Origin of the sequence: Caballeronia jiangsuensis, from assembly GCF_046030135.1 — a bacterium.
GTDB lineage: Bacteria > Pseudomonadota > Gammaproteobacteria > Burkholderiales > Burkholderiaceae > Caballeronia > Caballeronia jiangsuensis.
The window spans coordinates 35,785-60,935 of record NZ_JAQQDB010000013.1; the positions used below are offsets into that span (position 1 = coordinate 35,785).

The following is a 25,151-nucleotide window of genomic DNA, read 5'->3' on the forward strand; positions in this document are numbered from 1 at the left end:
CGATAACGCTTTCCGCCGCATCTGTTGACCGCAAGCAGGCTTTTGCCTGTAATTTGCGATAATCAGGTGCTTCGCCCACGGATAATCGCACGCGCTTAATCCGCGCAATCCGTGCGACTCGCTCGTTTCGTCATTGCTTGCGTCCGGCATATTGAATCGCGCCGATTCGCTTATCGTTGTCTGAAGGATCTTCTCCGATGCTTAATCACTCGTCCGGCACCTCGCAGACGCGCTCGTTCACGACCGTCTTTCTCATCGAAATGTGGGAGCGCTTTGGCTATTACGGAATGGCCGCGCTGCTCGTCCTGTTCATGGTCGACAAGATCGGTTTCGCCGATGACCACGCCAACCTCACCTGGGGCGCGTTCACGGCGCTCGTGTTTTCGGCGCCGTCTATCGGCGGCTGGATCGGCGACAAGGTGCTCGGCACGCGCCGCACCATGACCGCCGGCGCGATCGTGCTCGCGCTCGGCTATCTGATGCTCGCGCTGCCCATCGACACGCTCGGATTCATGTACGCGTCGCTCGGTGTGATCGTCGTTGGCAACGGGCTTTTCAAATCGAATGCGGCGAATCTCGTGCGCCGAATCTACGAGGGCGACGACGCGCGCATCGACAGCGCGTTCACGATCTACTACATGGCGGTGAATATCGGCTCGACTTTCTCGATGCTGGCGACGCCGTGGATCAAGGATCATTGGGGCTGGCACGCCGCGTTCGCCGTGTGCTGCGGCGGCATGGTGCTTGGGTTGCTCAATTTCGCGTTGATGCGCCGTACGCTCGCGCACATCGGCTCCGCTCCGGACGATGTGCCCATTTGCTGGAAGCACGCGTTCACGGTGGCGGCGGGCGGCATTGCGCTCGCCTGCTCGACCGTGTTCATCCTGCAGCACAAGGCGGTGGCCGTCGCGTGCGTTTATGCGGCGGGCGTCGCGATTCTCGCGATCTTCGGCTACATGCTCACGAAATGCGACCGCAGCGAGCGCGCCGGTCTTCTCGCCGCGCTGATCCTGACGCTCCAGGTCATCCTGTTCTTCGTGTTCTATCAGCAGATGTCGACGTCGCTCACGCTGTTCGCGCTGCGCAACGTCGATCCGTCGTTCTCGATCGGCGGCGCGGAACTGTTCACGTGGAGCGCCGCGCAGTTCCAGGCGCTCAACCCGATCTGGATCATGCTGCTGAGCCCGATCCTCGCGTTCGTCTACACGCGACAGGCGCGCCGCGGCCGCGATATTCCCGTGGCGGCGAAATACGCGCTGGGCTTCGTCGTCGTGGCGATCGGCTTCTTCGTCTTTGGTGTGAGCGGACGGTACGCGGTGGAAGGGCGCGTGTCTTCGTGGTTCATGGTGGCGGGCTACGGCCTTTATTCGCTCGGCGAACTGCTCGTGTCGGGTCTCGGCCTCGCGATGATCGCGCGCTACGTTCCGGTCCGCATGAGCGGCTTCATGATGGGCGCATATTTCGTCGCGACGGGCGTGTCGCAGTATCTCGGCAGCGTCGTGGCCAACTTCGCGCGCATGCCGTCCGGGAATCTAGAACCGCTGCAATCGCTGCCGCTGTACACGCATCTGTTTTTCGGGCTCGGCTGGCTCGCGGCGGCCGGCGCGGCGGTCGCGATGGCGCTTCTGCCTGTGCTCGGCAAACTGTCGCGAGCGCATCAGCGCGCGGTGGACCAGGCCGCCAATGTCACCTCGAAGGAGCGCACACAGCCGGCGACGGCGTTGAGTACAAACAACGTTTGACTTCGACGAATACTTCGGTCTATAATTTAATTCTTCAGACGCGGGGTGGAGCAGTCTGGCAGCTCGTCGGGCTCATAACCCGAAGGTCGTAGGTTCAAATCCTACCCCCGCAACCAAATCTTCAAGCAAAGAGCCCGGTTAATCCGGGCTCTTTGCTTTTCTGCGCGCGCTTTCTTCGCTTCTGCTTTATATCGACAGGGCGCGCGCCCAATCTCTCAGTCAAAAAAACGCCTCGCCAAGCACGAAAAGCCTGCATGAGCTTTCACTCATGCAGGCTTTGTGCAATCTTGCCAACTTGTATCGATTGGGGCGCAACTCAAAGTGCGCAAATCCGCGAGCTTTCACGCGACCTGCGCGCGAAACCGCGACCCGATCGATCTCAGGCTGCGATGCCGGTCCTCTCAGGACGGACGAGGGCGCGATGCCCCGCGTCGCTCAATAGAATTTCTTCGGCAATTGCGCGCGACGGATCTGCTTGCGCAGACGAGCGACAGCAGCAGCTTTCTTGCGCTTGCGCTCGGTGGTCGGCTTTTCATAGGCCATGCGCGACTTGAGCTCTTGAATCAGGCCCGTGCGTTCGACGGTACGGCGAAAACGACGCATGGCGACGTCGAAAGGCTCGTTCTCTTTCAACAGTACTTTAGTCATTGAAATCTCGGTTGATCTGGCCCTGCCAGAATTTAGGGCAAAACGCAATTGTACACTTTTTGAGAGTCGGCCTGCACGCACTTTGTACGAAAACCCGTACACGCGGACTCGGGAATCACATCGTAGGTCGTTGAATCGAGACGACAATCCCGAAATACCCGGGTTCAGAATCCGCGCGAACGGACAGACCGCGAATCGGGCGCAGCCTCGCGTGCGTCGGGCTGGTCGATGATCACGTCCGATCGAGCGAGCGCGACGCAGGGCAAAATCCATCCCTCGGTCTTTTCCTCGGCGGTGAGTCCCGGCCACTCGATGCGATACGCGATCTCGCCATCGACGAGCCGGCACATGCATGCGCGGCAGGTGCCGTTGCGACACGATCGCGGCAGCGACAGACCCGCCTGCAACGCTGCTTCGAGGAGCGTGACGCCGTCCCTTACCGCGACGAAGTGCCCGCCCGGATCGATGACCATCGCGAAGGCGCGCGGCGCGTCGTCGCTCACGCTTTCACCTCGACAGCCGCGCGGCCATTGGTGAGATCGCGCAGTTCGGCGGCGGCGGGCTCGCGCGCCACGGCGGGCATGCGCACCACCAGGCGCACGCTCATCCCGTATTCGCTTTGAACGAGTTCGGCATCGTGCTGCTCGATCCAGCGGCGCACGCGGGCTTCGTCGGCGTAGTCGATTTCGATGCCGATCAACCCGCGCTCGATGCGTTCGATGCGCTCGGCCAGTTGCATCGCGCTGGCGATCGCGTCGGTATAGGCGCGCACGAGCCCGCCCGCGCCCAGCTTGATGCCGCCGTAGTAGCGCACGACGGCGGCCAGCACGCCATCGACTTCGTGATGGCGCAGCACTTCGAGAATCGGCCGGCCGGCGGTGCCGGAGGGCTCGCCGTCGTCGGACATGCCCGACTGACCGCCCGCGAGCAGCGCCCAGCAAACGTGCGTCGCCGTCGGATGCTCGGCGCGCAGGCGTTCGAGCTCGCGCATGGCTTCATCGCGGTTCGCGACGGGCAGCGCGAGCGCGATGAAACGGCTCTTGCGGATGTCGATTTCGGCGCTGACGGGAGAGGCGAGGGTATACGTGGGCAAAGCGAGAATGCGCGGAAAGGCAAATGTCGAATCATAGCCGCTCGGCGCGCCCGCTTATGCGGCGGCGTCCGAGGCCGTGTTCAGCGCGCGCTGCATCAGCACCGTATCGACCCATCGTCCGTGCTTGAAGCCGACATCGCGCAGCACGCCGACATGCTCGAAGCCGAGCCGCGCGTGCAGCGCGATCGATCCGGCGTTGCCGCTGTTGCCGATCACCGCGATCATCTGCCGCCACGGTCCGCGTTCGCATCGCTCGATGAGCGCCGTGAGCAGCGCGAGGCCGATGCCGCTGCGGCCAGAACCCTCGGCGACATAGACCGAATCCTCGATCGTATGGCGGTAAGCCGAGCGCGGCCGGTAAGCCGACGCATATGCATAGCCCGCCAGCCGGCCATCGAGCTCGGCGACGAGATAGGGCAGGCCCGCCGCCGCGATCGCCGCGTGACGCGCGCGCATGTCGTCGACGGACGGGGCGACCTCCTCGAAAGTCGCGAGCGCGTGTTCGACGTAGTGCGAATAGATGCGCGCGATGGCGTCGAAGTCCCCGGGCGCGGCGTCGCGCACGAGCGGACGCGGGCAATCGTGTGAGTTCATAGTTGTCGTTCGATGCAAGGAAAATCACCGTTTCTGGTCTGGCCATTTTCGCACGGCGCACGGTCCGCAAAAAAAGGGCTCGCGGGCCGTGCGGAAGCCCACTAAAGGGGCGAGTTTTCGGGCAAAGAAACGTTGAATCGGGCGATGCGCGGCCCCTACACTAGGTCGTTTGTCCGAGACTCTCGCAAGAGCGGCGCAACACGAGCCGACGCAGTCGAGCAGGGAACGAAAAACGCGCGCGCGACGTGCCTCGCGCCGCGGTCCATAACACGCAATGAACAAAATTCAACGTGGTGCGCTGGCGGCGCTTCTGATCGTCATCGTGGTAATCGCGGCGCTTGCGCCAGCGGGGATCGGTTTTCTTTTCGCGCAGCGCAGCCAGCGGCATGACGAGGCCGAGCGCCTCAACACGGTCGCGAGAGCCGCGCTCCATCGCGCCGAAGACGTGACGCGACGTCTATCGGGTGCGCTCGGGGAGATCGGCAAGGTGGCGGCGACGCCATGCTCGCCGCCGTATCTGAAAGAGCTGCGGCGCATCGCGCTCACGCACGAACAGGTGCGCGACGCCGGCGCCTACGATCACGATGGCCGCTGGCAATGCTCATCGCTGCTCGGCGCGGTGTCGGCGGGCGTGCTCGATGGCCTCACGCTGCCGCCGCCCGACTGGCGCTCGCGCGACGGCATCATGGCGTGGTACGGCCTGTCGCGTCTGCCGGGCGGCAAGTCTTCGCTCGTGATGGGCCGAAACGGCTTCTACGTCGCCGCCGATCCTTCGCTTTACGTCGACACGCTCGATGCGAACGACGAAGTCGCGAGCGGCGTCGCCATCATCAACACGGAAGTGAGCCGCGTGATCGCGACCACGCCCGCCACCGACGCCAACGCCATCCTCGCCGTGTATCGCACCGCGCCGCCCGCGCGCGACTGCTCGCCGTATGTCGTGCGCCGTTCGGTGTCGATGCCGCTCGCGGTCGTCGTGAGCGCGCCGCATCAGACGCTGCATCAGCGCCTGCGCACGCTGCCCTGGGGCTGGCTGCTCGGCGGCGTCGTGGTGGGGCTCGCGTGCGCGAGCTGGGCGGCGTTCTTCATCGTGCGCCGGCTTTCTCCGCGCGGCCAGCTGACGGACGCGGTGCGGCGGCATCAATTCATCGTCGCGTATCAGCCGATCGTCGATCTCGGCACGAGACGCTGCGTCGGCGCCGAAGCGCTCGTGCGCTGGAAGTATCACGATCGCATCGTGCGGCCCGATCATTTCATCCCGCTCGCGGAACATCGCGGGCTGATTCAGGCGATCACGGATCAGGTGCTCGATACGATCCTGCTGGAGCTCGGCGATTTTCTTAAGCGCTACCCGGAGTACTACGTGTCGGTGAATCTTTCCGCGCAGGATCTCACGACGCATCGTTTTCTCGACGTGCTCGGCCCGGCGATCGCGCAACAGGGCGTGCGGCCGTCGCAAATCCGTATCGAGGCGACCGAGCGCAGCTTTCTCGATGCCGAAGCCGCCAAGGAAGTCATCAGCGCGTTCCGGGACGCGGGCCACGCCGTGTATCTCGACGATTTCGGCACCGGCTATTCGAGCCTTTCGCATCTGCAGAACTTTCGCATCGACGGCCTGAAGATCGACAAGTCCTTCGTCGATACCGTCGGACAGGATGCGGCGTCGAGCAGCGTCGCGTCGCATATCATCGACATGGCCACGACGCTCGACGTGCAGGTGATCGCCGAAGGCATCGAGCACGAGGAGCAGGCCGCGTATCTGCTCGCGCGCGGCGCCCAGTTCGGGCAGGGCTGGCTCTTTTCCGCGCCGCTCTCCGCCGCGGAATTCATCCGTTACGCGGGCAGGACGCGCGGCGCTTGATCGATACCGAATCGTCCTCACATTAGTCGTTTCCAGACGAGGCACGACCATGAACGACCAGACAGCCACCGCTTTCCTGCGCGACGTGCGGCATCCGCTGCTCGCGCTTCATCGCAGCGTGCTCGCGCATCTGCGCGCGCGCCACGAAGCCGAGTTCGGGCCGGTGTCGCCGGGCGAATTCCTGCAGATCGTGATCAACGGTTCGGCGTATCGCTGGCTCGCGCCGCTGTCGACGCTGATCGCGGCCATCGACGACGTGCTCGACGACGACGAAGCCACCGCCGACGCGCGCATCGCGCACGCGAAGGCGGTCGTCGACATGTTCAGCGCCGGGACGCGCGATCCCGTCTTCGCGGAGCAGTTCCTGCCCTTGCTGCAGGACAGCCCGGAGATCGCCGTGGCGAACGGGCAGGTCGCGCAGCTCGTGCGGAGCGTCGCGCGCGCGTGAAAGGCCGGCGCGCGGTCTATCGAAAATGCGACCTGAAAAACGCAAGTTTCGTCCGCCGCGCGTATGCGGGTTTTCCTGTCTGTCGCGCGCGGGCAGCGTTGCGCGGCGGGCGCATGAGCGCGCCGCCGCTCGCGTCGTCCTGATGCTGCGTCGCAGCAAACACACTTCCTCATCATTGAGCGATTGATCTTCGCTTGCGAGTATCGCCGCCATCGCCGGAGCGTGTCTTTCGAAGCGCGCTCCGTCTCTTTCCGATCAACACGAAAGACGTTGGAGGCGACACTTGAACCTGTACGGCTTCGGCCCGGTCCTTTGGGCGGGCGCTAAGGAAACGCTCGCGCTCGCGGTGCTGTCTCTCGCGGTATCGGTGCTGCTCGGCCTGGCCGGCGCATCGGCGAAACTCTCGCGTCACGCGCCGTTGCGCGGCATCGCGACCGCATACACGACGCTCATTCGCTCCGTACCCGATCTCGTGCTGATGCTGCTGCTTTTCTACAGCATCCAGATCGCGGTGAACAATCTGACCGATGCCTTCGGCTGGGATCAGTTCGACATCGATCCGTTCACGGCCGGCGTGCTCACGCTCGGGTTCATCTACGGCGCGTACTTCACCGAAACCTTTCGCGGCGCGTTTCTCGCGGTGCCGCGCGGCCAACTGGAAGCGGGCAGCGCATACGGCATGAGCGGCATGCGCGTGTTCGGCCGCATCCTCTTTCCGCAGATGATGCGCTTCGCGCTGCCGGGCATCGGCAACAACTGGCAGGTGCTCGTGAAGGCGACGGCGCTCGTGTCGATCATCGGTCTCGCCGATGTCGTGAAGGCCTCGCAGGACGCGGGCAAGAGCACGTTCAACATGTTCTTCTTCATCCTGATCGCGGCGCTGATCTATCTCGCGATCACGAGCGCGTCGAATCTCGTGCTGATGGCGCTCGAGCGCCGCTATTCGATCGGCGTGCGGCACGCCGAACTCTGACCTTTGCCAGCGAGCGACAAGCCATGATCCAGATCTTCGCCGAATACTGGCGTCCGTTTTTGTACTCCGACGGCATGCGCGCGTCGGGCCTCGTCGTCACCTTATGGCTGCTCGCGGCCTCGATCGTGCTCGGCTTTTGCGCGGCGGTGCCGCTCGCCTGCGCGCGCGTGTCGCGCAATCGCTGGCTCTCGACGCCGGTGCGCATCTACACGTACGTGTTTCGCGGCACACCGCTCTATGTACAACTGCTGCTGCTCTACACGGGCATGTACAGCCTGGAATTCGTGCGCACGCAATCCCTGCTCGAAGCGTTCTTTCGCAGCGGCTTCAATTGCGCGATTCTCGCGTTCGCACTGAATACGTGCGCCTACACGACCGAAATCTTCGCCGGCGCGATCCGCGCGATTCCCCACGGCGAAGTGGAAGCCGCGCGTGCCTACGGCATGAGCACCTTCACGATGTATCGCCGCGTGATCCTGCCGTCGGCGCTGCGCCGCGCCTTGCCTTTGTACAGCAACGAAGTGATCCTGATGCTGCACGCGACAACCGTCGCCTTCACCGCGACCGTGCCGGATATCCTCAAGGTCGCGCGCGATGCGAATTCGGCCACCTATCAATCGTTCGAGTCGTTCGGCATCGCGGCGCTCCTGTACGTGGCGATCTCGTTCGCGCTCGTCGCGGCTTTCCGGCGCGCGGAGCAGCACTGGCTCGCGTACCTGCGGCCGGCGGGCGCGGCGCGAACGGCACGGCGCGCCTGAGCGGTAGAATTCGAACCCATGCATCAGTCCCTGTCATCACCCGAGGAGAAAGCGTTGGAGCCAACCGCCAAAGACGTCGCGACCAAGCTCGTCGCCGAGGACATTCACAAGCGCTACGGCGACAACGAAGTGTTGAAGGGCGTCTCGCTCGCCGCCCGCGCGGGCGATGTGATCAGCATCATCGGCGCGAGCGGCTCGGGCAAGAGCACGTTTTTGCGCTGCATCAATTTTCTGGAGCGGCCGAACGCAGGGCAGATCATCGTCGATGGTGAAACGGTGCGCACAAAGGCCGACCGCGCGGGCAATCTCGAAGTCGCGGATCACAAGCAGTTGCAGCGCGTGCGCACCAAGCTCGCGATGGTGTTCCAGCATTTCAATCTCTGGTCGCACATGACGGCCATCGAGAACGTGATGGAAGCGCCGATGCACGTGCTCGGCGTGTCGAAGAAGGAAGCGGAAGACCGCGCGCGCACGTATCTGGAGAAAGTGGGCCTGCCGCCGCGCGTCGAGAAGCAGTATCCGTCGCATTTGTCGGGCGGCCAGCAGCAGCGCGTCGCGATTGCGCGCGCGCTCGCGATGCATCCCGACGTCATGCTCTTCGACGAACCCACGTCCGCGCTCGATCCCGAACTCGTCGGCGAAGTGCTGAAGGTGATGCAGAAGCTCGCCGAGGAAGGCCGCACGATGATCGTCGTCACGCACGAGATGGGCTTCGCGCGCAATGTGTCGAATCACGTGATGTTCCTGCATCAGGGGCGCACGGAAGAAGAGGGCGCGCCCGCGGAAGTGCTGAGCGCGCCGAAGAGCGAGCGTCTGCGCCAGTTCCTGTCGGGCAGCCTGAAATAACGTGGCAGGCGCGCCGCTGCAGGTTGCGATCGTCGCGCTCCCGCCGATGTCGATGAGCGGCATCGGCCCGATCATCGACACACTTTCTCTCGCCAACGAGATCGACGGCCATCGTCTCTACGAATGGCGCATCTGTTCCTGGGACGGCCGGCCCGTGCCGCTTTCGGGCGGCGCGCAACTCCCGGCCGATTGCGCGTTCAACGACGCGGTGCGCTGCGACTGGCTCATCGTCGTGTCGGAGCGCTATCAGCAATTCGCCGATTACCGGCTCTTTCTCGCGAGCCTTGCGCGCGTCGCGCCGCGCACGCCGCTCGTCACCGGCATCCATCACGGCGTGTGGTGGCTCGCGATGGCCGGCCAGCTCGCGCAATATCGCGTCGCGGTGAACTGGGAGACGTATCAGCAATTCACCGAGCAGTTCGAACGCGCGATCGTCAGCCAGCAGATTTTCGAAATCGACCGCGATCGCGCCACGTGTTCCGGCGGCCAGGCGAGCATCGACTTCATGCTCGCGATGATCGCGCGCGACCACGGCCCGGATCTCGCGGAGCGCATCGCGGATTCGCTCGGCATCGGCACCTTGCGCGCGGGCACCGAGCGTCAGCGCATTCCGTTCGTCACCGCGCCCGGCGAGCGTCATCCGCGCCTGAACGATGCATTGCAACTGATGGAAGCGAACATCGAAGATCCGCTCGCCACCGATGAAATCGCGAATCTCGTCGGCATTTCGCGCCGGCAGCTCGAACGGCTCTTTCGCCAGTATCTCGGCGCGATGCCGTCGAAGTATTACCTCAATCTGCGCCTGACGAAAGCGCGCACGCAGTTGCAGCGCACGAGCAAATCTGTGGTGCAGATCAGCCTCGCGTGCGGCTTTTCATCGGCGGCGCACTTTTCCAATGCGTATCGCGACCGCTTCGGCGTGACGCCGCGCGAGGAGCGCCGCAACTGGATCGAAAAGCAGCGCGGCGGCGCCATCGACGAGCCGCGCGGCGGCGCGCTGATCGAGCCGCCCGAACCCGCCTGAAAAGCAGCGAAAAAGCCCATCGAAGCATGTCGCGAACGCGCAAGACGGAACGCGCGCGATTGCCTAATATCGAACCTGACTGCCAAGAACCGGTGCACGACACCGATGCACGAACCTGACGAGGAGTGGCTCATGACCGACATCAATGTGAATCGCGGTACATTCGACGAAGTAATGGTTCCGGTGTTCGCGCCGGCCAGTTTCGTGCCCGACCGGGGCCGCGGCTCGCGCGTATGGGACACCGAAGGCCGCGATTACGTCGATTTCGCCGGCGGCATCGCGGTGACGGCGCTGGGCCACGGCCATCCCGAATTGCTGAAAGTGCTGCACGAGCAGGGCGAAAAGCTCTGGCACATCGGCAATGGCTACACCAACGCGCCGGTGTTGCGTCTCGCGAAACGCCTGACCGATCTGACCTTCGCCGATCGCGCATTCTTCGCGAACTCGGGCGCGGAAGCGAACGAAGCGGCGCTGAAGCTCGCGCGCCGCTATGCAATCGACAATCACGGCGACGACAAGATCGAGATCATCTCGTTCACGCAGTCGTTCCATGGCCGCACGTTCTTCACGGTGAGCGTCGGCGGCCAGCCGAAGTACGCCGAAGGTTTCGGCCCGCAGCCGCAGGGCATCCGTCATCTGCCGTACAACGATCTGCCGAAGGCGCTCGAAGCCATCGGCCCGAAAACCTGCGCGGTCATCGTCGAGCCGGTGCAGGGCGAAGGCGGCGTGCTGCCCGCCGATCCCGCGTTCCTGAAGGGCCTGCGCGAAGCGTGCGACAAGCACGGCGCGCTGCTTATTTTCGATGAAGTGCAGACCGGCGTCGGCCGCACGGGCACGTTCTACGCGTACATGCAATACGGCGTGACGCCCGACATTCTCACGAGCGCGAAGGCGCTGGGCAACGGCTTCCCGATCGGCGTGATGCTCACGACGACCGAGATCGCCGCGCATTTCAAGGTCGGCGTGCACGGCACGACGTATGGCGGCAATCCACTGGGCGCGTCGATCGCGGAGAAGGTCGTCGAACTCATCAGCGATCCGAAGCTGCTCGAAGGCGTGAACGAGCGCAGCCGCGCGATCAAGGCGCATCTTGAGCGTCTGAACGAGCGCTTCGGCATGTTCAAGGAGATTCGCGGGCGGGGTCTTCTGATCGGCGCGGAACTGAACGACGCCTACAAGGACCGCGCGAAGGACGTGCTCAATGCGGCGGCGGCGAACGGCGTCATCATGCTGATCGCCGGGCCGAACGTGCTGCGCTTCGCACCGTCGCTCATCATGCCGATGGCCGATCTCGACGAAGGTTTCGCGCGCATCGGCAAGGCGATCGAACAGGTCGTCGGCGCCGCCGCCGTCAAGTGACCCACAGGACCCGATGATGCTATTCGTCCGTCCCGCAAGACTCTCCGATCTCGACGAGCTCGAACGGATGGCGCGCGCAGCGCTTCCCGTGCTGCACTCGCTGCCGCGCGACAGGCGCGCGCTCGAAACGCGCGTCGCGCTGTCGGAAGACTCGTTTCGCGCCGAAGTCGAATTTCCCGGCGAGGAGTTCTATCTCTTCGTGCTCGAAGATTCGCAAACGGGCAGGCTGCTCGGCACGTCGAGCATCGTCGCGTCGGCGGGCTATTCCGAGCCGTTCTACGCGTTTCGCAACGACGCGCTGATCCACGCGTCGCGCGAGCTCAAGGTGAACCGCAAGATCCACGCGCTCACGATGTCGCATGAACTCACGGGCAAGAGCCGCCTGACGGGTTTCTACATCGATCCGTCGCTGCGCGACGAAGCGAACGAAGCAGCGGCGCATCTGCTGTCGCGCGCGCGCATGATCTACATCGCCGCGAACCGCAAGCGCTTCTCGGGCGAAGTCTTTTCGCTGATGCTCGGCGTCACCGACGATGCCGGCGCGTCGCCGTTCTGGGATGCGGTCGGGCGCAAGTTCTTCGGTCGCGACTTCGAGCAGGTGGAATCGGAATCGGGCGGACGCAGCCGCACGTTCATCGCGGAAGTGATGCCGAGCTATCCGCTCTACGTGCCTTTGCTGCCCGGCGAAGCGCAGCGCGTGCTCGGCGAGCCGAACGAAGGCACGCTGCTCGCCTACGACATCCATCTCGAAGAAGGCTTCGAGCCGGATCGTTTCGTCGATATCTTCGACGCGGGCCCGGTGCTCACGATCGCCGTCGGCAAGAGCGCATCGGCGAGTTCGAGCGAACTGCGCACGGTGCGCGACGGCGCGTCCGAAAGCGGCGCGCCGTATATCGTCGCGGCGGGCGGCGCGCATGAGTTCCGCTGCATCGTCGCCGGACTCGCGGGCACGCGCGCCGACGGCGCCGCACTGACCGCCGCCGCGCGCGCCGCGCTCGGCGTGGAGGACAAGGACACGGTGCGTTGCGTGCCGTTGCATCAGGCATCGGGAGAATTGCAATGATCGTCGTGCGTTGCACGCAGCCGGGCGATGTCGATGCGCTCGTCGCGCTCGCCCAGGAAACGGGTCCGGGACTCACCACGTTCAAGCCGGATCGCGATGCGCTCGCGGCACGCGTCGAACGCGCGCGCCGCACGCTCGACGGCGATGCGCAAGCCTTTGAAGCGGGCTATTTCTTCGTGATGGAAGACACCGCGACGGGCGATGTCGCGGGGGTGTGCGGCATCGAAACGGAAGTCGGGCTGGAGCAGCCGTTCTACAACTATCGCGTGTCGACGGTCGTGCATGCGAGCAAGGACATGGGCGTCTGGACGCGCATGTCGCTGCTCAATATCTCGCACGATCTGACCGGTTATGCGGAAGTGTGCTCGCTGTTTCTGAGCCCGCGTTACCGGACGGCCGGCGTGGGCGGTTTGCTGTCGCGTTCGCGCTTCATGTTCATCGCGCAGTTCACCGATCGCTTTCCGCAGCGTTTGTGCGCGGAATTGCGCGGCCATTTCGACGAGAACGGCGAGTCGCCGTTCTGGAACGCGGTCGGCTCGCACTTCTATCAGATCGATTTCAACGAAGCGGATTACCTGAGCTCACATGGCAAGAAGTCGTTCGTCGCCGAGCTGATGCCGCGCTATCCGGTGTATCTCGACCTGCTGCCCGATGCCGCGCAACGCGCGGTCGGCGTCACGCACAAGGACACGACGCCCGCGCGCAAGATGCTCGAAGCCGAAGGGCTGCGTTACGAGAATCACGTCGATATCTTCGATGCGGGCCCGGTGCTCGAATGCCATACGGCCGACTTGCGCACGGTGCGCGAGAGCGTGCTGGCCCGCGTGCGCATCGGCGATCGCACGGAGACGGACAGCAACGCGAAGAGCCTCGTATCGAACACGCTGCTCGAAGACTTCCGCTGCGGTGCGACGACGGGCGCGGTCGAGAACGGCGCGTTCCTGCTGACGGCGGAAGAAGCCGCCGCATTGCGCGTGAAGGAAGGCGATGACGTGCGCGTGCTGACGTCCTATCCGCGAGCAAAATGAATGAGAGAGAACATGGATATTTCGAACCAGTTGTATATCGGCGGCGCCTGGCAGGAAGGCAAGGGCGCGGCGTTCGCATCGCGTAATCCGGGTTCCGATGAAACCGTATGGCAAGGCCGGAGCGCGTCGGCGGAAGACGTGGATCGCGCGGTGTCGTCGGCGCGGCGCGCGTTCGCTTCGTGGTCCGCGCTTTCGTTCGATGAGCGCGTCGCGATCGCCAAACGCTTCGCCGCGTTGCTGAACGAGAACAAGGAAGCGCTCGCGAGCGCGATCGGCCGCGAGACCGGCAAGCCGCTGTGGGAAGCGCGCACGGAAGTCGCATCGATGGCGGCGAAGGTCGATATCTCCGTGCAGGCATATCACGAGCGCACCGGCGAAAAGCGCGCGCCGATGGCCGATGGCGTCGCGGTATTGCGGCATCGTCCGCATGGTGTTGTCGCCGTGTTCGGACCATACAACTTTCCGGGGCACTTGCCGAACGGGCATATCGTGCCGGCGCTGATCGCGGGTAATGCCGTCGTGTTCAAGCCGTCGGAACTCGCGCCCGGCGTCGCGGCCGCGACGCTCGCACTGTGGATTCAGGCCGGATTGCCCGCGGGTGTACTCAATCTCGTGCAGGGCGAGAAGGATACCGGCGTCGCGCTCGCGAATCACCGGCAGATCGACGGTCTGTTCTTCACTGGCAGTTCGGACACGGGCACGCTGCTGCACAAGCAGTTCGGCGGCCGTCCCGAGATCGTGCTCGCGCTGGAGATGGGCGGCAACAATCCGCTCGTCGTCGCGAACGTCGAAGATATCGATGCAGCCGTGCATCACACGATCCAGTCGGCGTTTCTGTCGGCGGGGCAGCGTTGCACGTGCGCGCGCCGTCTCTTCGTTCCCGACGATGCCTTCGGCGAGCGATTCATGCAGCGCTTCACCGAGGTGAGCGCGAACATCGCTGTCGGCAAATTCGACGATCAACCGCAGCCGTACATGGGCGCCGTGATTTCGGCGCGCGCGGCGGCGCGCCTCGTCGATGCGCAGACGCGTCTGATCGAAGCGGGTGCGAAGCCGGTGCTCGAAATGACGCAGCGCGCCGCGAACCTCGGCTTCGTGTCGCCCGCGATTCTGGACGTGACGAACGCCCGCGACGTGCCCGACGAAGAGCACTTCGGTCCGATGGTGCAGGTCACGCGCTACAGGACTTTCGACGAAGCGATCGAGCGCGCGAACGACACCGCCTTCGGCCTTTCCGCAGGTCTCCTCGCCGACGACGAAGCCGCATGGAAGCACTTCCAGCGCGCGATCCGCGCGGGCATCGTCAACTGGAACCGGCCGACCAACGGCGCATCTTCGGCGGCGCCGTTCGGCGGCATCGGACGCTCGGGCAATCAGCGGCCGAGCGCGTATTACGCGGCGGACTATTGCTCGTATCCGATGGCGTCGGTGGAAAGCGCGCAATTGCAGATGCCCGCGAGCGTATCGCCGGGACTCACGTTTTAAGTACGGGAAATGACCATGCAGGCATCGAAAGCATACGAGGCGAACTTCGACGGATTGGTCGGCCCGACGCACAACTACGCGGGACTTTCGTTCGGCAATGTCGCGTCGCGCAGCAACGAGAAGTCGGTGGCGAATCCGAAGGCCGCCGCGAAGCAGGGCTTGCGCAAGATGAAGCGGCTCGCGGATCTCGGTTTTCAGCAAGGCGTGCTGCCGCCGCTGGAACGGCCCTCGATCAGGCTGTTACGCGATGTCGGCTTTTCCGGCGACGACGCCAGCGTGATCGCGCGCGCCGCGCGTGAAGCGCCCGAACTGCTCGCCGCGGCAAGCTCGGCATCGGCGATGTGGACCGCGAACGCCGCGACCGTGAGCCCATCGGCGGACACGGAAGACGGCCGCGTGCATTTCACGCCCGCGAATCTCGCGGCCAAGCTGCATCGTGCGATCGAGCATGGCGAAACGCGGCGCTCGCTCGGCGCGATTTTCGCCGATGAAGCCCGCTTTCGCATTCATCACGCGCTGCCCGGCACGCCCGCGCTCGGCGACGAAGGCGCGGCGAACCATACGCGCTTCGCTCGTGAGTACGGTGACAAGGGCGTCGAATTTTTCGTGTATGGCAAGAGCGAGTACGGTCAGGGTCCGCAGCCGCAGCGCTATCCCGCGCGTCAGACGCTCGAAGCGAGCCGCGCGGTCGCGCGTCTGCATGGCCTGTCCAATGACGCAACCGTGTTCGCGCAACAATCGCCCGACGTGATCGATGCAGGCGTGTTCCATAACGACGTGATCGCGGTCGGCAATCGCACGACGCTCTTTTGTCACGAGCGCGCGTTCGTCGATCAGCACAAGGTCTATGACGAGTTGCGCACGAAGCTCGACGCGCTCGGCACGCCGTTCACCGCGCTCGAAGTGCTGGAAAGCGAAGTGAGCGTGGAAGACGCGGTCTCTTCGTATCTTTTCAACAGCCAGTTGCTGTCGAGTACGGATGGCAGGCAACTGCTCATCGTGCCGCAGGAATGCCGCGAAAATGCGCGCGTGGCGGCTTATCTCGATTCGCTCGCGTCGCGCAAGACGCCCATCGACGAAGTGCTCGTCTTCGATTTGCGCGAGAGCATGAAGAACGGCGGCGGTCCGGCGTGCCTGCGTCTGCGTGTCGTGCTCGATGAAGCCGAGCGCGCCGCGGTCAATGCGCGCGTATGGATGAACGACGCGCTATTCACCCAGCTCGATGCGTGGATCGACAGACACTATCGCGACCGGCTTGCGCCCGCCGATCTCGCCGATCCGAAGCTGCTCGCGGAATCGCGCGCGGCGCTCGACGAACTGACGACCATCCTCGGACTCGGTGCCGTCTATGACTTCCAGCGCTGATTCATCCCTGCTCGACGATTTCCTCGCTTTCACGCTCGAAGGCAGGCGTCCTGCGACGAACGCCGGAACCGCGCCTTCCGGCGTGCGCTGGACATGGCAGGGCGAAGGCGTGTTGCTGCTCGAACCCGCGCGGGAACCGGCGCACAGCGTGCTCGTATCGGCGGGCATTCATGGCGATGAAACCGCGCCGATCGAGATGCTGTCGCCGCTCGTCGCGGATATCGCGCATGGCCGCGCGCCGCTCGCCGCGCGCGTGCTGGTCGTGCTCGGCAACATCGGCGCGATGCGCGCGGGCGATCGCTATCTCGACGACGACCTCAACCGCCTGTTCAGCGGCCGTCATGCGCGTTTCGAGAAGAGCCGCGAAGCACCGCGCGCCGACGAACTGGAGCGCGCCGCGCTGGACTTCTTCGCTGCCGTTGAGCATCCGAAGTGGCACATCGATATGCACACGGCGATCCGCGCATCGGTGTTCGAGCAGTTCGCGCTGTTGCCGCACACGGGCGCGCCGCTCGCACGCGCGATGTTCGACTGGCTGCGCGATGCGCGTCTGCAAGCCGTGCTTTTGCATCGCGAGAAGGGCAATACCTTCACGCACTTCACCGCCGAGAAAGCGGGCGCGCTCGCGTGCACGCTGGAACAGGGCAAAGTGCGGCCGTTCGGGCAGAACGACCTTGCGCGCTTCGCGGCATCGGATGCGGCATTGCGCCGCCTGATCGCGGGCGAGGCAGCCACGGAGCAGACGCCGTTGCGCGTGTTCACGGTCGTTGCGCAGATCGACAAGCAAAGCGAGCACTTCGTGCTGAATGTGGCGAGCGATGTGCCGAACTTCACCGCATTCTCCGCAGGCACCGAACTCGCGCGCGACGGCGACTATCGCTATCGCGTGTCGCACGATGAAGAACGCATCGTGTTTCCGAATCCGAAGGTCAAACCGGGGCTGCGCGCTGGCCTGATGGTTGTCGATACGACCGAATCGACGCTCGCCTCTCTCGATTGAATCCGGTTCGCACGCGCTACAATCGCGCCCCGGTGTCGGGTGCGAATGGGAAATTTTGTGCCGCATGCTTCATCGGATGTGCGAAGCCGCATCATGACACCAGAATCGAACCGCAATGGAAGGAGATGGAAGTTGAAGAAATCGTATCTGGTCGGTCGCAAGTTGGCCGCGTTCGCGGTGCTGGGCGCCACTATCGGCACGGGCGTCGCCGCGTTGAATGCGCATGCAGCCGATAACATGAAGGAACTGCGTTTTGGCGTCGAAGCGTCTTATGCGCCGTTCGAATCGAAGTCGCCGAGCGGCGAGTTGAAGGGCTTCGATATCGACATCGGCAACGCGGTGTGCGCGAAACTGAAGATGAAGTGCGTGTGGGTCGAGAATTCGTTCGACGGCCTCATTCCCGCATTGCAGGCGCGCAAGTTCGACGGCATCAATTCGGACATGACGATCACCGACAAGCGCAAGGTCGCGATCGACTTCACGGACCCTATCTATACGATCCCGAATCAACTGATCGCGAAGAAGGGCAGCACGATCCAGCCGAGCGTCGATGGTCTGAAGGGCAAGCGCGTGGGCGTGCTGCAAGGCTCCATCCAGGAGACCTACGCGAAGGCGAAGTGGGCGCCGGCGGGCATCGATGTCGAGTCGTATCAGGCGCAGGACCAGATCTACGCGGATCTCGCGTCGGGCCGTCTGGATGCGGCGTTCCAGGATGCCGAAGCGGCGTCGAAGGGATTTCTGAAGCAGCCGCAGGGCGCGGGCTTCGCGTTCGCGGGACCGGCTGTGTCGGATGACAAGCTGCTGGGTTCCGGCGTGGGCTTCGGCGTGCGCAAGAACGACAAGGCGCTGAAGGAATCGCTCAATCGTGCGCTGAAGGAACTGAAGGACGATGGGACCATCGATCGCTTCGCGCAGAAGTATTTCGATGTGAAGGTGGTGTTGAAGTAAGGCGACATGCAGGCCGGATGTGAAAAGCCCGCTCGGGGAAACCGGAGCGGGCTTTTATTCGTCTGGCTGGCTCAAGAGCACATGCAGATCACCGACAGGTAATCGGCCAGTTCTTCGCGCTCGATTTTCCCTTCTGCGACTTCGACCATCACTTCGACGAGATCGTCCTCGATTTCGAGCGTGGAGGAAAGGTCGTAGCCCTGGACGCTCAGATACGTCAGGGCACAGACCAGAGCCGTGCGTTTGTTCCCGTCATTGAAAACATGGCCCCGAGCGATCGCGACCGCGTACATCGCCGCAATGCCGAAGATATCGTCCAGTCCTGCGTAGTGCGCATGATTCTCGACTCGCGCGAGCACTGCCTCGACACCGCCGGGGCCCGCTTGCGCAAATCCGGGCAAACCGCCTTCGAGGTCCAAAATGTCATCGTGTACTGCAATGACATAACGAGCGTTGAGCAGCATCAGCGCTTGGCGAGTGCCTTGATTGCGATGTTGTGCGTCTGAATGATCTTCCTCACCGCAGCCGACACACGCTCGCGCGATTCCGGCGTCGACATGTCGATGTCACGGTCGGCTTTCGGCGCGATCTTCTCGCGCGGCGGAATAGCCGAAACGGCTATCCGTCCAATTTTTTTGGGTTCCATTCGAGCTTCCTGCTTTTGCGATCGACTCGTGCATTTTAACGGCATCGCGAATGGCACGGAGAATTGCTCAACTCGAAGGCGCAATCACCACCGTACAAGTCGTCCCCGCGCTCAACAGCACCCCCTCCGGCACGTCATCGATATGCAAACGCACCGGCACGCGCTGCGCCAACCGCACCCAGTTGAACGTCGGATTCACGTCGGCGAGCAGTTCGCGGCTCTGCGGATTGTCACGGTCATAAATGCCGCGCGAGATGCTCTCCACATGCCCCTTCAGCTCGCCGCCGCTCATCAGGCGAATCGACGCCTTGTCGCCGATACGCACGTGCGGCAGCTTAGTTTCCTCGAAGTAACCGTACACCCAGAACGAATGGCTATCGACGATCGCGAGCTTCGCCGCGCCCGCCGTCGCATAATCGCCGCGGAACACGTTCAGGTTCGTCACATAGCCATCCACCGGCGAAAACACCTTCGTGCGCTCGAGGTTAAGCTTCGCGGCGTCGAGCGCGGCCTGCGCCTGCTGCAACTGCGCTTCGGCGGTCGATGCGGTCTGCATCGCGTTCTCGCGCGCTTCCTTCGACACGACCTGGCTGTCCATATCGGCGCGGCGCGCGGCATCCGCACGGCGCATGCGCAGTTCGGCCGCGCGCGCCGCGACGCTCGCCTGCGCCTGCTCGACCGCGATCTGATAGTGCGACGGATCGATTTCCATCAGCAGATCGCCTTTCTTCACGAGCTGGTTATCGCGAACCGGCAACTGCACGACCGCGCCCGACACATCCGGCGCGACATTGACGACGTCCGCGCGCACGCGGCCATCGCGCGTCCACGGCTCGTCCATGTAATGCACCCACAGCACGCGCCCGATGATGAGCGCGACCGCGAAGATGGCGATCGTCAAGACGAGACCGATTATTTTCCGAAGAATCATGATGCAACTCTTTGTTCAGCTTGGAGGAAAGTGACGCCGCTCATCGATACGCGGCGAGCCCGAGCGTGCCGCAGATGCACACGAGCAGACTTGCCCGAAAGAGCGCCGGATGCCAGACCACGCGATAGAGCCCCGTCAGCGAGAGCACCCGATCGACGACCCACGTGATCATCGCGCCCGCGATGAAGAGCAGCAGTATCGTCGGCACATAGGCTTCGAGGATGGCGACATTACGCGGGAACATGGGGCGCTCCTTCGGGCGTGGGTTTTTCGGCGGGCGCGAACTGCGCGAACGGGGATTCGTGATCGAGCAGCGCAGTGCGGATGAAATGCAGATGACTCGCGATGCGCTGCAACCGGTGTCTGTCTTCGCGCGGTCGATCGGCCGACGCGAGTAGCGCCTGCGTATCGGCGATCGCACGTTCCGTCGCGGCGAGCGCGGCGTCGAAGCGCTTCGCCTGCGGCCGATCGAAGAGCCGCGCGACGGCATCGAGCGTCGCATCGACCGGGCGTCGGCATGAGATCGGCTCACGCGGCAGCGCCGCCATTTCGCGCCGCAAGTCGATCACCGCATTGCCGAATTCGAGCACCGCGAAAAGCCATTGCAGCGCGTCGCGTTGCAAATCGGCACGGCCGTTGGCGAGCGCGTTGATCTGCGAGAGCAGATCGCGCGTGCGGCTCTCGAAGTGCGTCGTGAGACTGGCGAGCCGTCCGCGGCGCGCGTTCACGACTTCGCGCCGCAAGTCGCCGAGCAGCAGATGACGCAGCCACGGCGCATCGGTCGGCAGGAGCACGGCGAAGGCGATCGCGGCGACGATCATCGACAGCACGAGCGCGAGCGCATCGTTCATGAAGCCGGTCGGATCGTAGTGGACCAGATTGTCCGGGCCCGCGAGAAAGCAGAAGAAGATGCAATAGCCGATGCCCACGCCCGCGAGCGTGCGCCGCGTGCTCAGATACGCGCCGAGCAGCAGCGCGGGCGCGAGCGCGGCGCACATCATCGCGAAGCCGTCGATATGCGGAAACACGCCGAACACGACGATCATGCCGACGACGCTCGCGAGCATCGTGCCGATCGCCATTTGCGCCGACATGAGCGTCGGTCGCGGCGAGGACGATGCCAGCGCGCACACGGCCGCGGCGTTGAGCACCATCGTGCCGCCGCTCGGCCAAGCGGTTTCGATCCAGAATGCGGAGAGAATGAACATCACGACCGCGCCGCGCAGGCCCGAGATGGCCGCCGCGAGCAGGTTGGTCTTCGGCACGTAGCGCGCGATCCAGCGCTCGCGTTCGTGCGACGGCGATGTCAGCGACGCATACGTTTCGGCATACGCGAGCATGTCGTCGACGAAGCGGTAGAGCAGTTCCGCGGCGGTATCGAATTCGAGCTGCGCGAAGTCCGGATTCGTTTCGAGCGAGACACGCGCCGCGCGCACGCGCTTCGGCAGCGCGGCCTTGTAATCGCGCAACTGCGCGGCGGCGTGCGCGGCATCGGCGGCGTTGCGCACCGGCTCGCCCGACAGCGACAAGAGCGGCGGCACTTCGCGAAAGAACGGTTCGAGCGCGGCGATGGTCGTCGCCGATGCGTTCTCGCGTAGCCGGTTCATCAACTGATGCAGCGCGTGAAAGCGCGTCGACGCGCTCATGAATTCGCTGTTCAGACGCGCGAGCCGCCCGCCGCGCATACGCGACTCGGGATTCTCGAACACGGCGACACTGCGCGCAGCCTCGAAGCCGACGATATCCGACACGAACGCCAGGTTCGTCCGCTCGATCTGCGCGCGTTCCATGTTGCCCGACAGCGCGCGGCACACGTAATCGACGAACTGCGTGAAGCGCCGGCGCACCGTCGTCTTGACCTGCTCGCCCGCATGCTGCGGAAAGATGAGCGCGCTCACCGCGCCGGAACACACGATGCCGAGCGTCACTTCGCCGACACGCGTGAGCGCCGACAAATACGCGGCCTCCGGATGCTGCGCCGCCGGAATGCCGATCAACGCGGCCGTGTAGCCCGCGAGCACGAAGCCGTACGAGCGAAAGTTGCGGTTGCGCGCCGCGCCCGCCGTGCAGATGCCGACCCACAGCGCCGTCGCGGACAGAAACAGCACCGGCTGCTGCGAAAACAGGCTGATGAAGACCATCATCACGACGAGGCCGACCATCGTCCCGCAGAAACGATAGAAGCTCTTCGCGAGCACCATGCCGCTCTGCGGCTGCATCACGACGAACACGGTGGTCATCGCGGTGCGCGGCTGCTGCATGTCGAGGCGCATCGCGATCCACAGCGCGAGGAGCGCGGCGAGCACGGCCTTGAAGATATAGACCCACGCGAGACCGTCGGTGCGCGCCCAGTCGAGCAGGGCCAGCCTGAGCGACGGACGTTCGATGAGCGTAGCGGGCGTCGACATGCTCAGTTGCCCGCCTTGCTGAACGGTCCGATGTGCTTCGACGGCGCGAGCGCGGTCTGTTCCGGCCCGTTCGACGGATCGTCGATGCCGCCGCCGAGCGCCGACGTGAGCGTCGCGTAGGACGCCAGCCGTTGCGCGCGCACGCGTGCCTGTCCGTCCTGCGCCTTGAGCAACTGCGTCTGCGCAATGAGCACGTTCAGGTAATCGGTGAGCCCGCGCTTGTAGCCTGCGTTCGCGAGATCGTAGTTCTTGCGCGCGGCGGCGACGGAGCGGCCGGACGCTTCGAGTTGCGTGTCGAGCGAATGCACGCGCACGACCTGATCGGCGATGTCCTTGAGCGCCGCGACGAGCGTCGCGTTGTAGTGATCGACGGCCTGATCGTATTGCGCCGATGCCGCGCCGAGCTGCGCGCGCAGGCGTCCGCCTTCGAAGATCGGCAGCGAGATCGCCGGGCCGAAGCTGTAGCCCGACGCATCGCGCGTGAGGAAGCTGAGCAGCGCGCCGCCCGCGAACGCCTGCGTCAGAGAAGCCGCGAGATTGATGTTCGGATAGAAACCGGCCTTCGCCACATCGATGCCGCGCGCCTCTGCCGCGACCAGCCAGCGCGCCGCGACGATATCGGGCCGATGTCCGACGAGTTCCGCCGGCAGCGCAGAGGGCAGGGGCAGCGGCGTCGCGAGCGAGAGCGCCGGACGCGTGAGCGCTTCGCCCGCGCCGGGACCGTCGCCAGCGAGCGCGGCCAGTTGATTGCGCGCGAGCTGGATTTCTTCCTTGTAGACATCGACCTGACGCTCGTACTCGGGCAGCGGCGCTTCGGCCTGGCTCACCTCGAGCTGCGTGCCGAGGCCGCCTTTCAGACGCCGCCGCGCGAAATCCGCGATGCGCTCCTGCTGTGCAAGCGTGTCCTGCGCGATATCGAGCAGCGCGAACGACTGCGAGAAGCCGATGTAAGCGCGCACGACGTTCGTTTCGAGTTCGAGCTGCGCGGCGCGCGCATCGGCGGCGCGCACATGGGCGACGTCGAGCGCGCGTTCGGCGTTGTTGTCGTCGCGATGCCAGAGATCGAGGTTGTAGGACAGCGAGAGGGCGGCGGTGTTGTCCCAGGTGGTCGTATCGGCGTATGGACCGGGGCCGTAGAAATCGTTATTGGGCCAGTTCTTGCGCGACACGCTCATCGCGCCGTCCACGTGCGGCAAGAGCTCGGAGCGCGCGACGCCCGCCTGCTGCTGCGCCTCGCGCACACGTGCGGCTGCCATCGCGAGCGTGGGGCTGCCGTGGGTCGCGCGCGAAATCCAGGCGTCGAGTTGCGGGTCCTCATAGGCGCGCCACCATTGCGCCTCGGGCCATTGGGCGTCGGCATTGGCGGCGCGAATGGCGCTGCCGACATCGAGCGTCGCTGCGTCCTTGAGCGAATCCTGCGGCGCGTTCTTGCCCGTGCTCGCGCACCCGGCAATTGTTAATATCGCTGTAAGAACGACGGCACAAGCAGCGCTTTTGGACACGCGTCCTCGCACGATTCACTCCCAAATTCGAATTAGATTCAAGGGAGTAATTATATTTTTGCGCGGATTGTCGAATAACCCGTAAGGATGCAAAGCATTCTTACGATACTTGTGATAATCGTTGTTACGAGCCGTGCAACAATTCGATCCACGAACAGTTCTTGAAGACGGAAAAGCGCCATGGACACGCTCCAGAACATGCGCGTATTTGTGCGGGTCGTCGAAGCGGGCAGCTTCACCGCCGCCGCGCAGCATCTCAATACGACGACGGCCTATGCCTCGCGGGCCGTATCGGACCTCGAAGCGCATCTGCGCGCGCGCTTGCTGAACCGCACGACGCGGCGCATCGCGCTCACCGAAGCGGGCGAGCGCTATCTGCAGCGCTGCGAGCAGATTCTTGCCTATGTCGATCAGGCCGAAGCCGAAGCCGGCGACGCCCACGCGCGTCCTTCCGGCAAGCTCAAGGTCCATTCGATGACGAGCTTCGGCCAGCACTACATCGTGCCGATGATCTCGCGCTATCAGGAGCGCCATCCATCGGTGCAGGTCGATCTGACGCTCGCGCAACGGGTGCCGGACCTGCTCGACGAAGGCTATGACGTGTCCGTCGTGCTCGCGTCCGATCTGCCGGATTCCGGACTCGTTTCGGCGCGGCTCGGCTCGGTGTACAGCATTGCGTGCGCTTCGCCGGCCTATATCGAGCAGTACGGCGCGCCGCACGTGTTGTCCGATCTCGTCCGCCACACGTGCCTGCATCTGATGACGCCTGTGTTTCCGCCGGATCGCTGGGTGTTCGACGGCCCGAACGGACAGGAGACCGTGAGCCTCGGCCCGTCGACGTTTACGGTGAACGTCGCCGAAGCGATGGTCGTCGCGATCCGCGAGAGCATGGGCATCGGCGTGCTGCCGACGTCGTCCGCGCTTCCCGGCCTGCGCGCGGGCACGCTCGTGCGCGTGCTGCCGCAATACACGATGCAGGAGCTGAATGTCTACGCGCTCTATCCGTCGCGCCAGTATCTCGACGCGAAAATCCGCACATGGGTGGAGTTTCTGCGCGAGGCGTTGCCCGATACGCTCGCGGCGGACGCGGAATCGTTGAAGGAATTCGTCGTCACCTGAAGCTGCGGGCGCTCAGTTACGAAAAAAGCCGCGCCGCAACACTTGCTTACGCACGATGTGCCCGCAGCTTGGTACTTTCTGCACTGGTTCCATCGCACTTTTAATCGGGATAGGTCACATGAGTACGCCACTTCTGCTCGCACTCGCCGCGCTTCTGGTGCTGATCGCCGTTCCGGCGTCGCGCGATTTCTTCAACGCCATGCGTGGCCAGTCGGAGCGCAACGCGAAGCGGCGTCTCGTGCCGGTGCGCATCGACGACGATCCCGAGGCGCGGATGCGCCGCATGCGCGATCCATACGATCGCTGAAGT

Annotated in this window: 26 protein-coding genes and 1 tRNA gene; 17 read left to right on the forward strand and 10 right to left on the reverse strand. The window is 64.3% G+C overall.

Features of this window, described 5'->3' with window-relative positions; translation table 11 throughout:
* The first annotated feature begins 197 nt into the window (after positions 1-197).
* Together PQR08_RS15560 and PQR08_RS15565 are read left to right on the forward strand one after the other, a co-directional pair.
* Positions 198-1,742, forward strand: coding sequence for a peptide MFS transporter (locus PQR08_RS15560; protein ID WP_250483448.1), 1,545 nt, complete (start codon positions 198-200; stop codon positions 1,740-1,742).
* Between the two features lie 39 nt (positions 1,743-1,781).
* Positions 1,782-1,858: transfer RNA gene (locus tag PQR08_RS15565), tRNA-Met, on the forward strand.
* A 319-nt stretch (positions 1,859-2,177) separates the two neighbouring features.
* Here the strand turns inward: PQR08_RS15565 and rpsU are convergent.
* The 4 genes from rpsU to PQR08_RS15585 all read right to left on the reverse strand — a co-directional run bounded on the left by rpsU (position 2,178) and on the right by PQR08_RS15585 (position 4,077).
* The gene (rpsU, locus tag PQR08_RS15570) at positions 2,178-2,390 is read right to left on the reverse strand and encodes a 30S ribosomal protein S21 (RefSeq protein ID WP_006999077.1); all 213 of its coding nucleotides are present in this window, start codon (positions 2,388-2,390) and stop codon (positions 2,178-2,180) included.
* A 164-nt stretch (positions 2,391-2,554) separates the two neighbouring features.
* Positions 2,555-2,863 (reverse strand): 2Fe-2S iron-sulfur cluster-binding protein, encoded by a 309-nt coding sequence (locus PQR08_RS15575; protein ID WP_250483537.1) that lies wholly within the window; start codon positions 2,861-2,863, stop codon positions 2,555-2,557.
* Between the two features lie 26 nt (positions 2,864-2,889).
* Entirely contained in the window at positions 2,890-3,483 is a 594-nt protein-coding gene (locus PQR08_RS15580; RefSeq protein ID WP_051626923.1) for an IMPACT family protein, read from the reverse strand.
* 54 nt (positions 3,484-3,537) lie between these two features.
* Positions 3,538-4,077, reverse strand: a complete 540-nt coding sequence (locus PQR08_RS15585) for a GNAT family N-acetyltransferase (RefSeq protein WP_250483449.1) — start codon at positions 4,075-4,077, stop codon at positions 3,538-3,540.
* A 274-nt stretch (positions 4,078-4,351) separates the two neighbouring features.
* Between PQR08_RS15585 and PQR08_RS15590 the strand changes: the two genes are divergently transcribed.
* The 13 genes from PQR08_RS15590 to PQR08_RS15650 all read left to right on the forward strand — a co-directional run bounded on the left by PQR08_RS15590 (position 4,352) and on the right by PQR08_RS15650 (position 18,235).
* Positions 4,352-5,938 (forward strand): EAL domain-containing protein, encoded by a 1,587-nt coding sequence (locus PQR08_RS15590; protein WP_250483450.1) that lies wholly within the window; start codon positions 4,352-4,354, stop codon positions 5,936-5,938.
* Between the two features lie 49 nt (positions 5,939-5,987).
* On the forward strand, positions 5,988-6,386 hold the full coding sequence (locus PQR08_RS15595; protein ID WP_250483451.1) for a hypothetical protein: 399 nt from the start codon (positions 5,988-5,990) through the stop codon (positions 6,384-6,386).
* A gap of 283 nt (positions 6,387-6,669) precedes the next feature.
* Positions 6,670-7,359: an ABC transporter permease gene (locus PQR08_RS15600; RefSeq protein WP_250483452.1), complete on the forward strand. Its 690-nt coding sequence runs from the start codon at positions 6,670-6,672 to the stop codon at positions 7,357-7,359.
* 23 nt (positions 7,360-7,382) lie between these two features.
* Positions 7,383-8,117 carry an ABC transporter permease gene (locus PQR08_RS15605; protein ID WP_238210348.1) on the forward strand — a complete coding sequence of 245 codons (735 nt, stop codon included), beginning with the start codon at positions 7,383-7,385 and terminating at the stop codon, positions 8,115-8,117.
* 18 nt (positions 8,118-8,135) lie between these two features.
* Positions 8,136-8,963, forward strand: a complete 828-nt coding sequence (locus PQR08_RS15610; RefSeq protein ID WP_238210350.1) for an ABC transporter ATP-binding protein — start codon at positions 8,136-8,138, stop codon at positions 8,961-8,963.
* A gap of 46 nt (positions 8,964-9,009) precedes the next feature.
* On the forward strand, positions 9,010-9,987 hold the full coding sequence (locus PQR08_RS15615) for a GlxA family transcriptional regulator (RefSeq protein ID WP_238288238.1): 978 nt from the start codon (positions 9,010-9,012) through the stop codon (positions 9,985-9,987).
* 132 nt (positions 9,988-10,119) lie between these two features.
* Positions 10,120-11,346 carry an aspartate aminotransferase family protein gene (locus PQR08_RS15620; protein WP_250483453.1) on the forward strand — a complete coding sequence of 409 codons (1,227 nt, stop codon included), beginning with the start codon at positions 10,120-10,122 and terminating at the stop codon, positions 11,344-11,346.
* A 16-nt stretch (positions 11,347-11,362) separates the two neighbouring features.
* Positions 11,363-12,409 (forward strand): arginine/ornithine succinyltransferase subunit alpha, encoded by a 1,047-nt coding sequence (gene aruF / locus PQR08_RS15625; protein WP_250483538.1) that lies wholly within the window; start codon positions 11,363-11,365, stop codon positions 12,407-12,409.
* The gene (astA, locus tag PQR08_RS15630) at positions 12,406-13,437 is read left to right on the forward strand and encodes an arginine N-succinyltransferase (protein WP_238287996.1); all 1,032 of its coding nucleotides are present in this window, start codon (positions 12,406-12,408) and stop codon (positions 13,435-13,437) included. Before aruF ends, astA begins: the two co-directional genes overlap by 4 nt.
* 12 nt (positions 13,438-13,449) lie before the next feature.
* On the forward strand, positions 13,450-14,922 hold the full coding sequence (gene astD / locus PQR08_RS15635; protein ID WP_250483454.1) for a succinylglutamate-semialdehyde dehydrogenase: 1,473 nt from the start codon (positions 13,450-13,452) through the stop codon (positions 14,920-14,922).
* A gap of 15 nt (positions 14,923-14,937) precedes the next feature.
* Positions 14,938-16,287, forward strand: coding sequence for an N-succinylarginine dihydrolase (gene astB / locus PQR08_RS15640; protein WP_250483455.1), 1,350 nt, complete (start codon positions 14,938-14,940; stop codon positions 16,285-16,287).
* Entirely contained in the window at positions 16,271-17,287 is a 1,017-nt protein-coding gene (gene astE, locus PQR08_RS15645; RefSeq protein WP_408161743.1) for a succinylglutamate desuccinylase, read from the forward strand. The genes astB and astE overlap by 17 nt, the downstream gene beginning before the upstream one ends.
* A gap of 132 nt (positions 17,288-17,419) precedes the next feature.
* Entirely contained in the window at positions 17,420-18,235 is an 816-nt protein-coding gene (locus tag PQR08_RS15650) for an ABC transporter substrate-binding protein (RefSeq protein WP_250483457.1), read from the forward strand.
* A gap of 71 nt (positions 18,236-18,306) precedes the next feature.
* Here the strand turns inward: PQR08_RS15650 and PQR08_RS15655 are convergent, their stop codons facing one another.
* The 6 genes from PQR08_RS15655 to PQR08_RS15680 all read right to left on the reverse strand — a co-directional run bounded on the left by PQR08_RS15655 (position 18,307) and on the right by PQR08_RS15680 (position 23,734).
* A complete protein-coding gene (locus PQR08_RS15655) occupies positions 18,307-18,699 on the reverse strand; it encodes a type II toxin-antitoxin system death-on-curing family toxin (protein WP_238287991.1) in 393 nt (130 codons plus the stop codon).
* Positions 18,699-18,881 (reverse strand): hypothetical protein, encoded by a 183-nt coding sequence (locus PQR08_RS15660; RefSeq protein ID WP_238287989.1) that lies wholly within the window; start codon positions 18,879-18,881, stop codon positions 18,699-18,701. Before PQR08_RS15660 ends, PQR08_RS15655 begins: the two co-directional genes overlap by 1 nt.
* A 67-nt stretch (positions 18,882-18,948) precedes the next feature.
* Positions 18,949-19,812, reverse strand: coding sequence for an efflux RND transporter periplasmic adaptor subunit (locus PQR08_RS15665; protein WP_035503386.1), 864 nt, complete (start codon positions 19,810-19,812; stop codon positions 18,949-18,951).
* 40 nt (positions 19,813-19,852) lie between these two features.
* Entirely contained in the window at positions 19,853-20,056 is a 204-nt protein-coding gene (locus PQR08_RS15670; RefSeq protein WP_238210360.1) for a DUF1656 domain-containing protein, read from the reverse strand.
* Entirely contained in the window at positions 20,043-22,220 is a 2,178-nt protein-coding gene (locus PQR08_RS15675; protein ID WP_250483458.1) for an FUSC family protein, read from the reverse strand. Before PQR08_RS15675 ends, PQR08_RS15670 begins: the two co-directional genes overlap by 14 nt.
* 2 nt (positions 22,221-22,222) lie before the next feature.
* Complete coding sequence (locus PQR08_RS15680; protein ID WP_408161746.1) at positions 22,223-23,734, reverse strand: efflux transporter outer membrane subunit; 1,512 nt, start codon at positions 23,732-23,734, stop codon at positions 22,223-22,225.
* A gap of 168 nt (positions 23,735-23,902) precedes the next feature.
* On the opposite strand from PQR08_RS15680, the gene PQR08_RS15685 reads away from it, so the two are divergent.
* Both PQR08_RS15685 and PQR08_RS15690 read left to right on the forward strand, forming a co-directional pair.
* The gene (locus tag PQR08_RS15685; protein WP_250483460.1) at positions 23,903-24,841 is read left to right on the forward strand and encodes a LysR family transcriptional regulator; all 939 of its coding nucleotides are present in this window, start codon (positions 23,903-23,905) and stop codon (positions 24,839-24,841) included.
* A gap of 118 nt (positions 24,842-24,959) precedes the next feature.
* Positions 24,960-25,148: a hypothetical protein gene (locus tag PQR08_RS15690; RefSeq protein WP_250483461.1), complete on the forward strand. Its 189-nt coding sequence runs from the start codon at positions 24,960-24,962 to the stop codon at positions 25,146-25,148.
* Positions 25,149-25,151: the final 3 nt, after the last annotated feature.

Bases quoted from the DNA above. Each gene is read 5' to 3' on its own strand.
- PQR08_RS15685 (WP_250483460.1), top strand. From the start codon at position 23,903: ATGGACACGCTCCAGAACATGCGCGTATTTGTGCGGGTCGTCGAAGCG.
- PQR08_RS15670 (WP_238210360.1), bottom strand. From the start codon at position 20,056: ATGTTCCCGCGTAATGTCGCCATCCTCGAAGCCTATGTGCCGACGATA.
- PQR08_RS15610 (WP_238210350.1), top strand. From the start codon at position 8,136: ATGCATCAGTCCCTGTCATCACCCGAGGAGAAAGCGTTGGAGCCAACC.
- astE (WP_408161743.1), top strand. From the start codon at position 16,271: ATGACTTCCAGCGCTGATTCATCCCTGCTCGACGATTTCCTCGCTTTC.
- PQR08_RS15675 (WP_250483458.1), bottom strand. From the start codon at position 22,220: ATGTCGACGCCCGCTACGCTCATCGAACGTCCGTCGCTCAGGCTGGCC.
- PQR08_RS15605 (WP_238210348.1), top strand. From the start codon at position 7,383: ATGATCCAGATCTTCGCCGAATACTGGCGTCCGTTTTTGTACTCCGAC.
- PQR08_RS15575 (WP_250483537.1), bottom strand. From the start codon at position 2,863: ATGGTCATCGATCCGGGCGGGCACTTCGTCGCGGTAAGGGACGGCGTC.
- PQR08_RS15615 (WP_238288238.1), top strand. From the start codon at position 9,010: ATGTCGATGAGCGGCATCGGCCCGATCATCGACACACTTTCTCTCGCC.
- PQR08_RS15590 (WP_250483450.1), top strand. From the start codon at position 4,352: ATGAACAAAATTCAACGTGGTGCGCTGGCGGCGCTTCTGATCGTCATC.
- PQR08_RS15660 (WP_238287989.1), bottom strand. From the start codon at position 18,881: ATGGAACCCAAAAAAATTGGACGGATAGCCGTTTCGGCTATTCCGCCG.
- PQR08_RS15655 (WP_238287991.1), bottom strand. From the start codon at position 18,699: ATGCTGCTCAACGCTCGTTATGTCATTGCAGTACACGATGACATTTTG.
- astA (WP_238287996.1), top strand. From the start codon at position 12,406: ATGATCGTCGTGCGTTGCACGCAGCCGGGCGATGTCGATGCGCTCGTC.
- PQR08_RS15560 (WP_250483448.1), top strand. From the start codon at position 198: ATGCTTAATCACTCGTCCGGCACCTCGCAGACGCGCTCGTTCACGACC.
- PQR08_RS15690 (WP_250483461.1), top strand. From the start codon at position 24,960: ATGAGTACGCCACTTCTGCTCGCACTCGCCGCGCTTCTGGTGCTGATC.
- astD (WP_250483454.1), top strand. From the start codon at position 13,450: ATGGATATTTCGAACCAGTTGTATATCGGCGGCGCCTGGCAGGAAGGC.
- PQR08_RS15585 (WP_250483449.1), bottom strand. From the start codon at position 4,077: ATGAACTCACACGATTGCCCGCGTCCGCTCGTGCGCGACGCCGCGCCC.
- astB (WP_250483455.1), top strand. From the start codon at position 14,938: ATGCAGGCATCGAAAGCATACGAGGCGAACTTCGACGGATTGGTCGGC.
- rpsU (WP_006999077.1), bottom strand. From the start codon at position 2,390: ATGACTAAAGTACTGTTGAAAGAGAACGAGCCTTTCGACGTCGCCATG.
- PQR08_RS15665 (WP_035503386.1), bottom strand. From the start codon at position 19,812: ATGATTCTTCGGAAAATAATCGGTCTCGTCTTGACGATCGCCATCTTC.
- aruF (WP_250483538.1), top strand. From the start codon at position 11,363: ATGCTATTCGTCCGTCCCGCAAGACTCTCCGATCTCGACGAGCTCGAA.
- PQR08_RS15620 (WP_250483453.1), top strand. From the start codon at position 10,120: ATGACCGACATCAATGTGAATCGCGGTACATTCGACGAAGTAATGGTT.
- PQR08_RS15595 (WP_250483451.1), top strand. From the start codon at position 5,988: ATGAACGACCAGACAGCCACCGCTTTCCTGCGCGACGTGCGGCATCCG.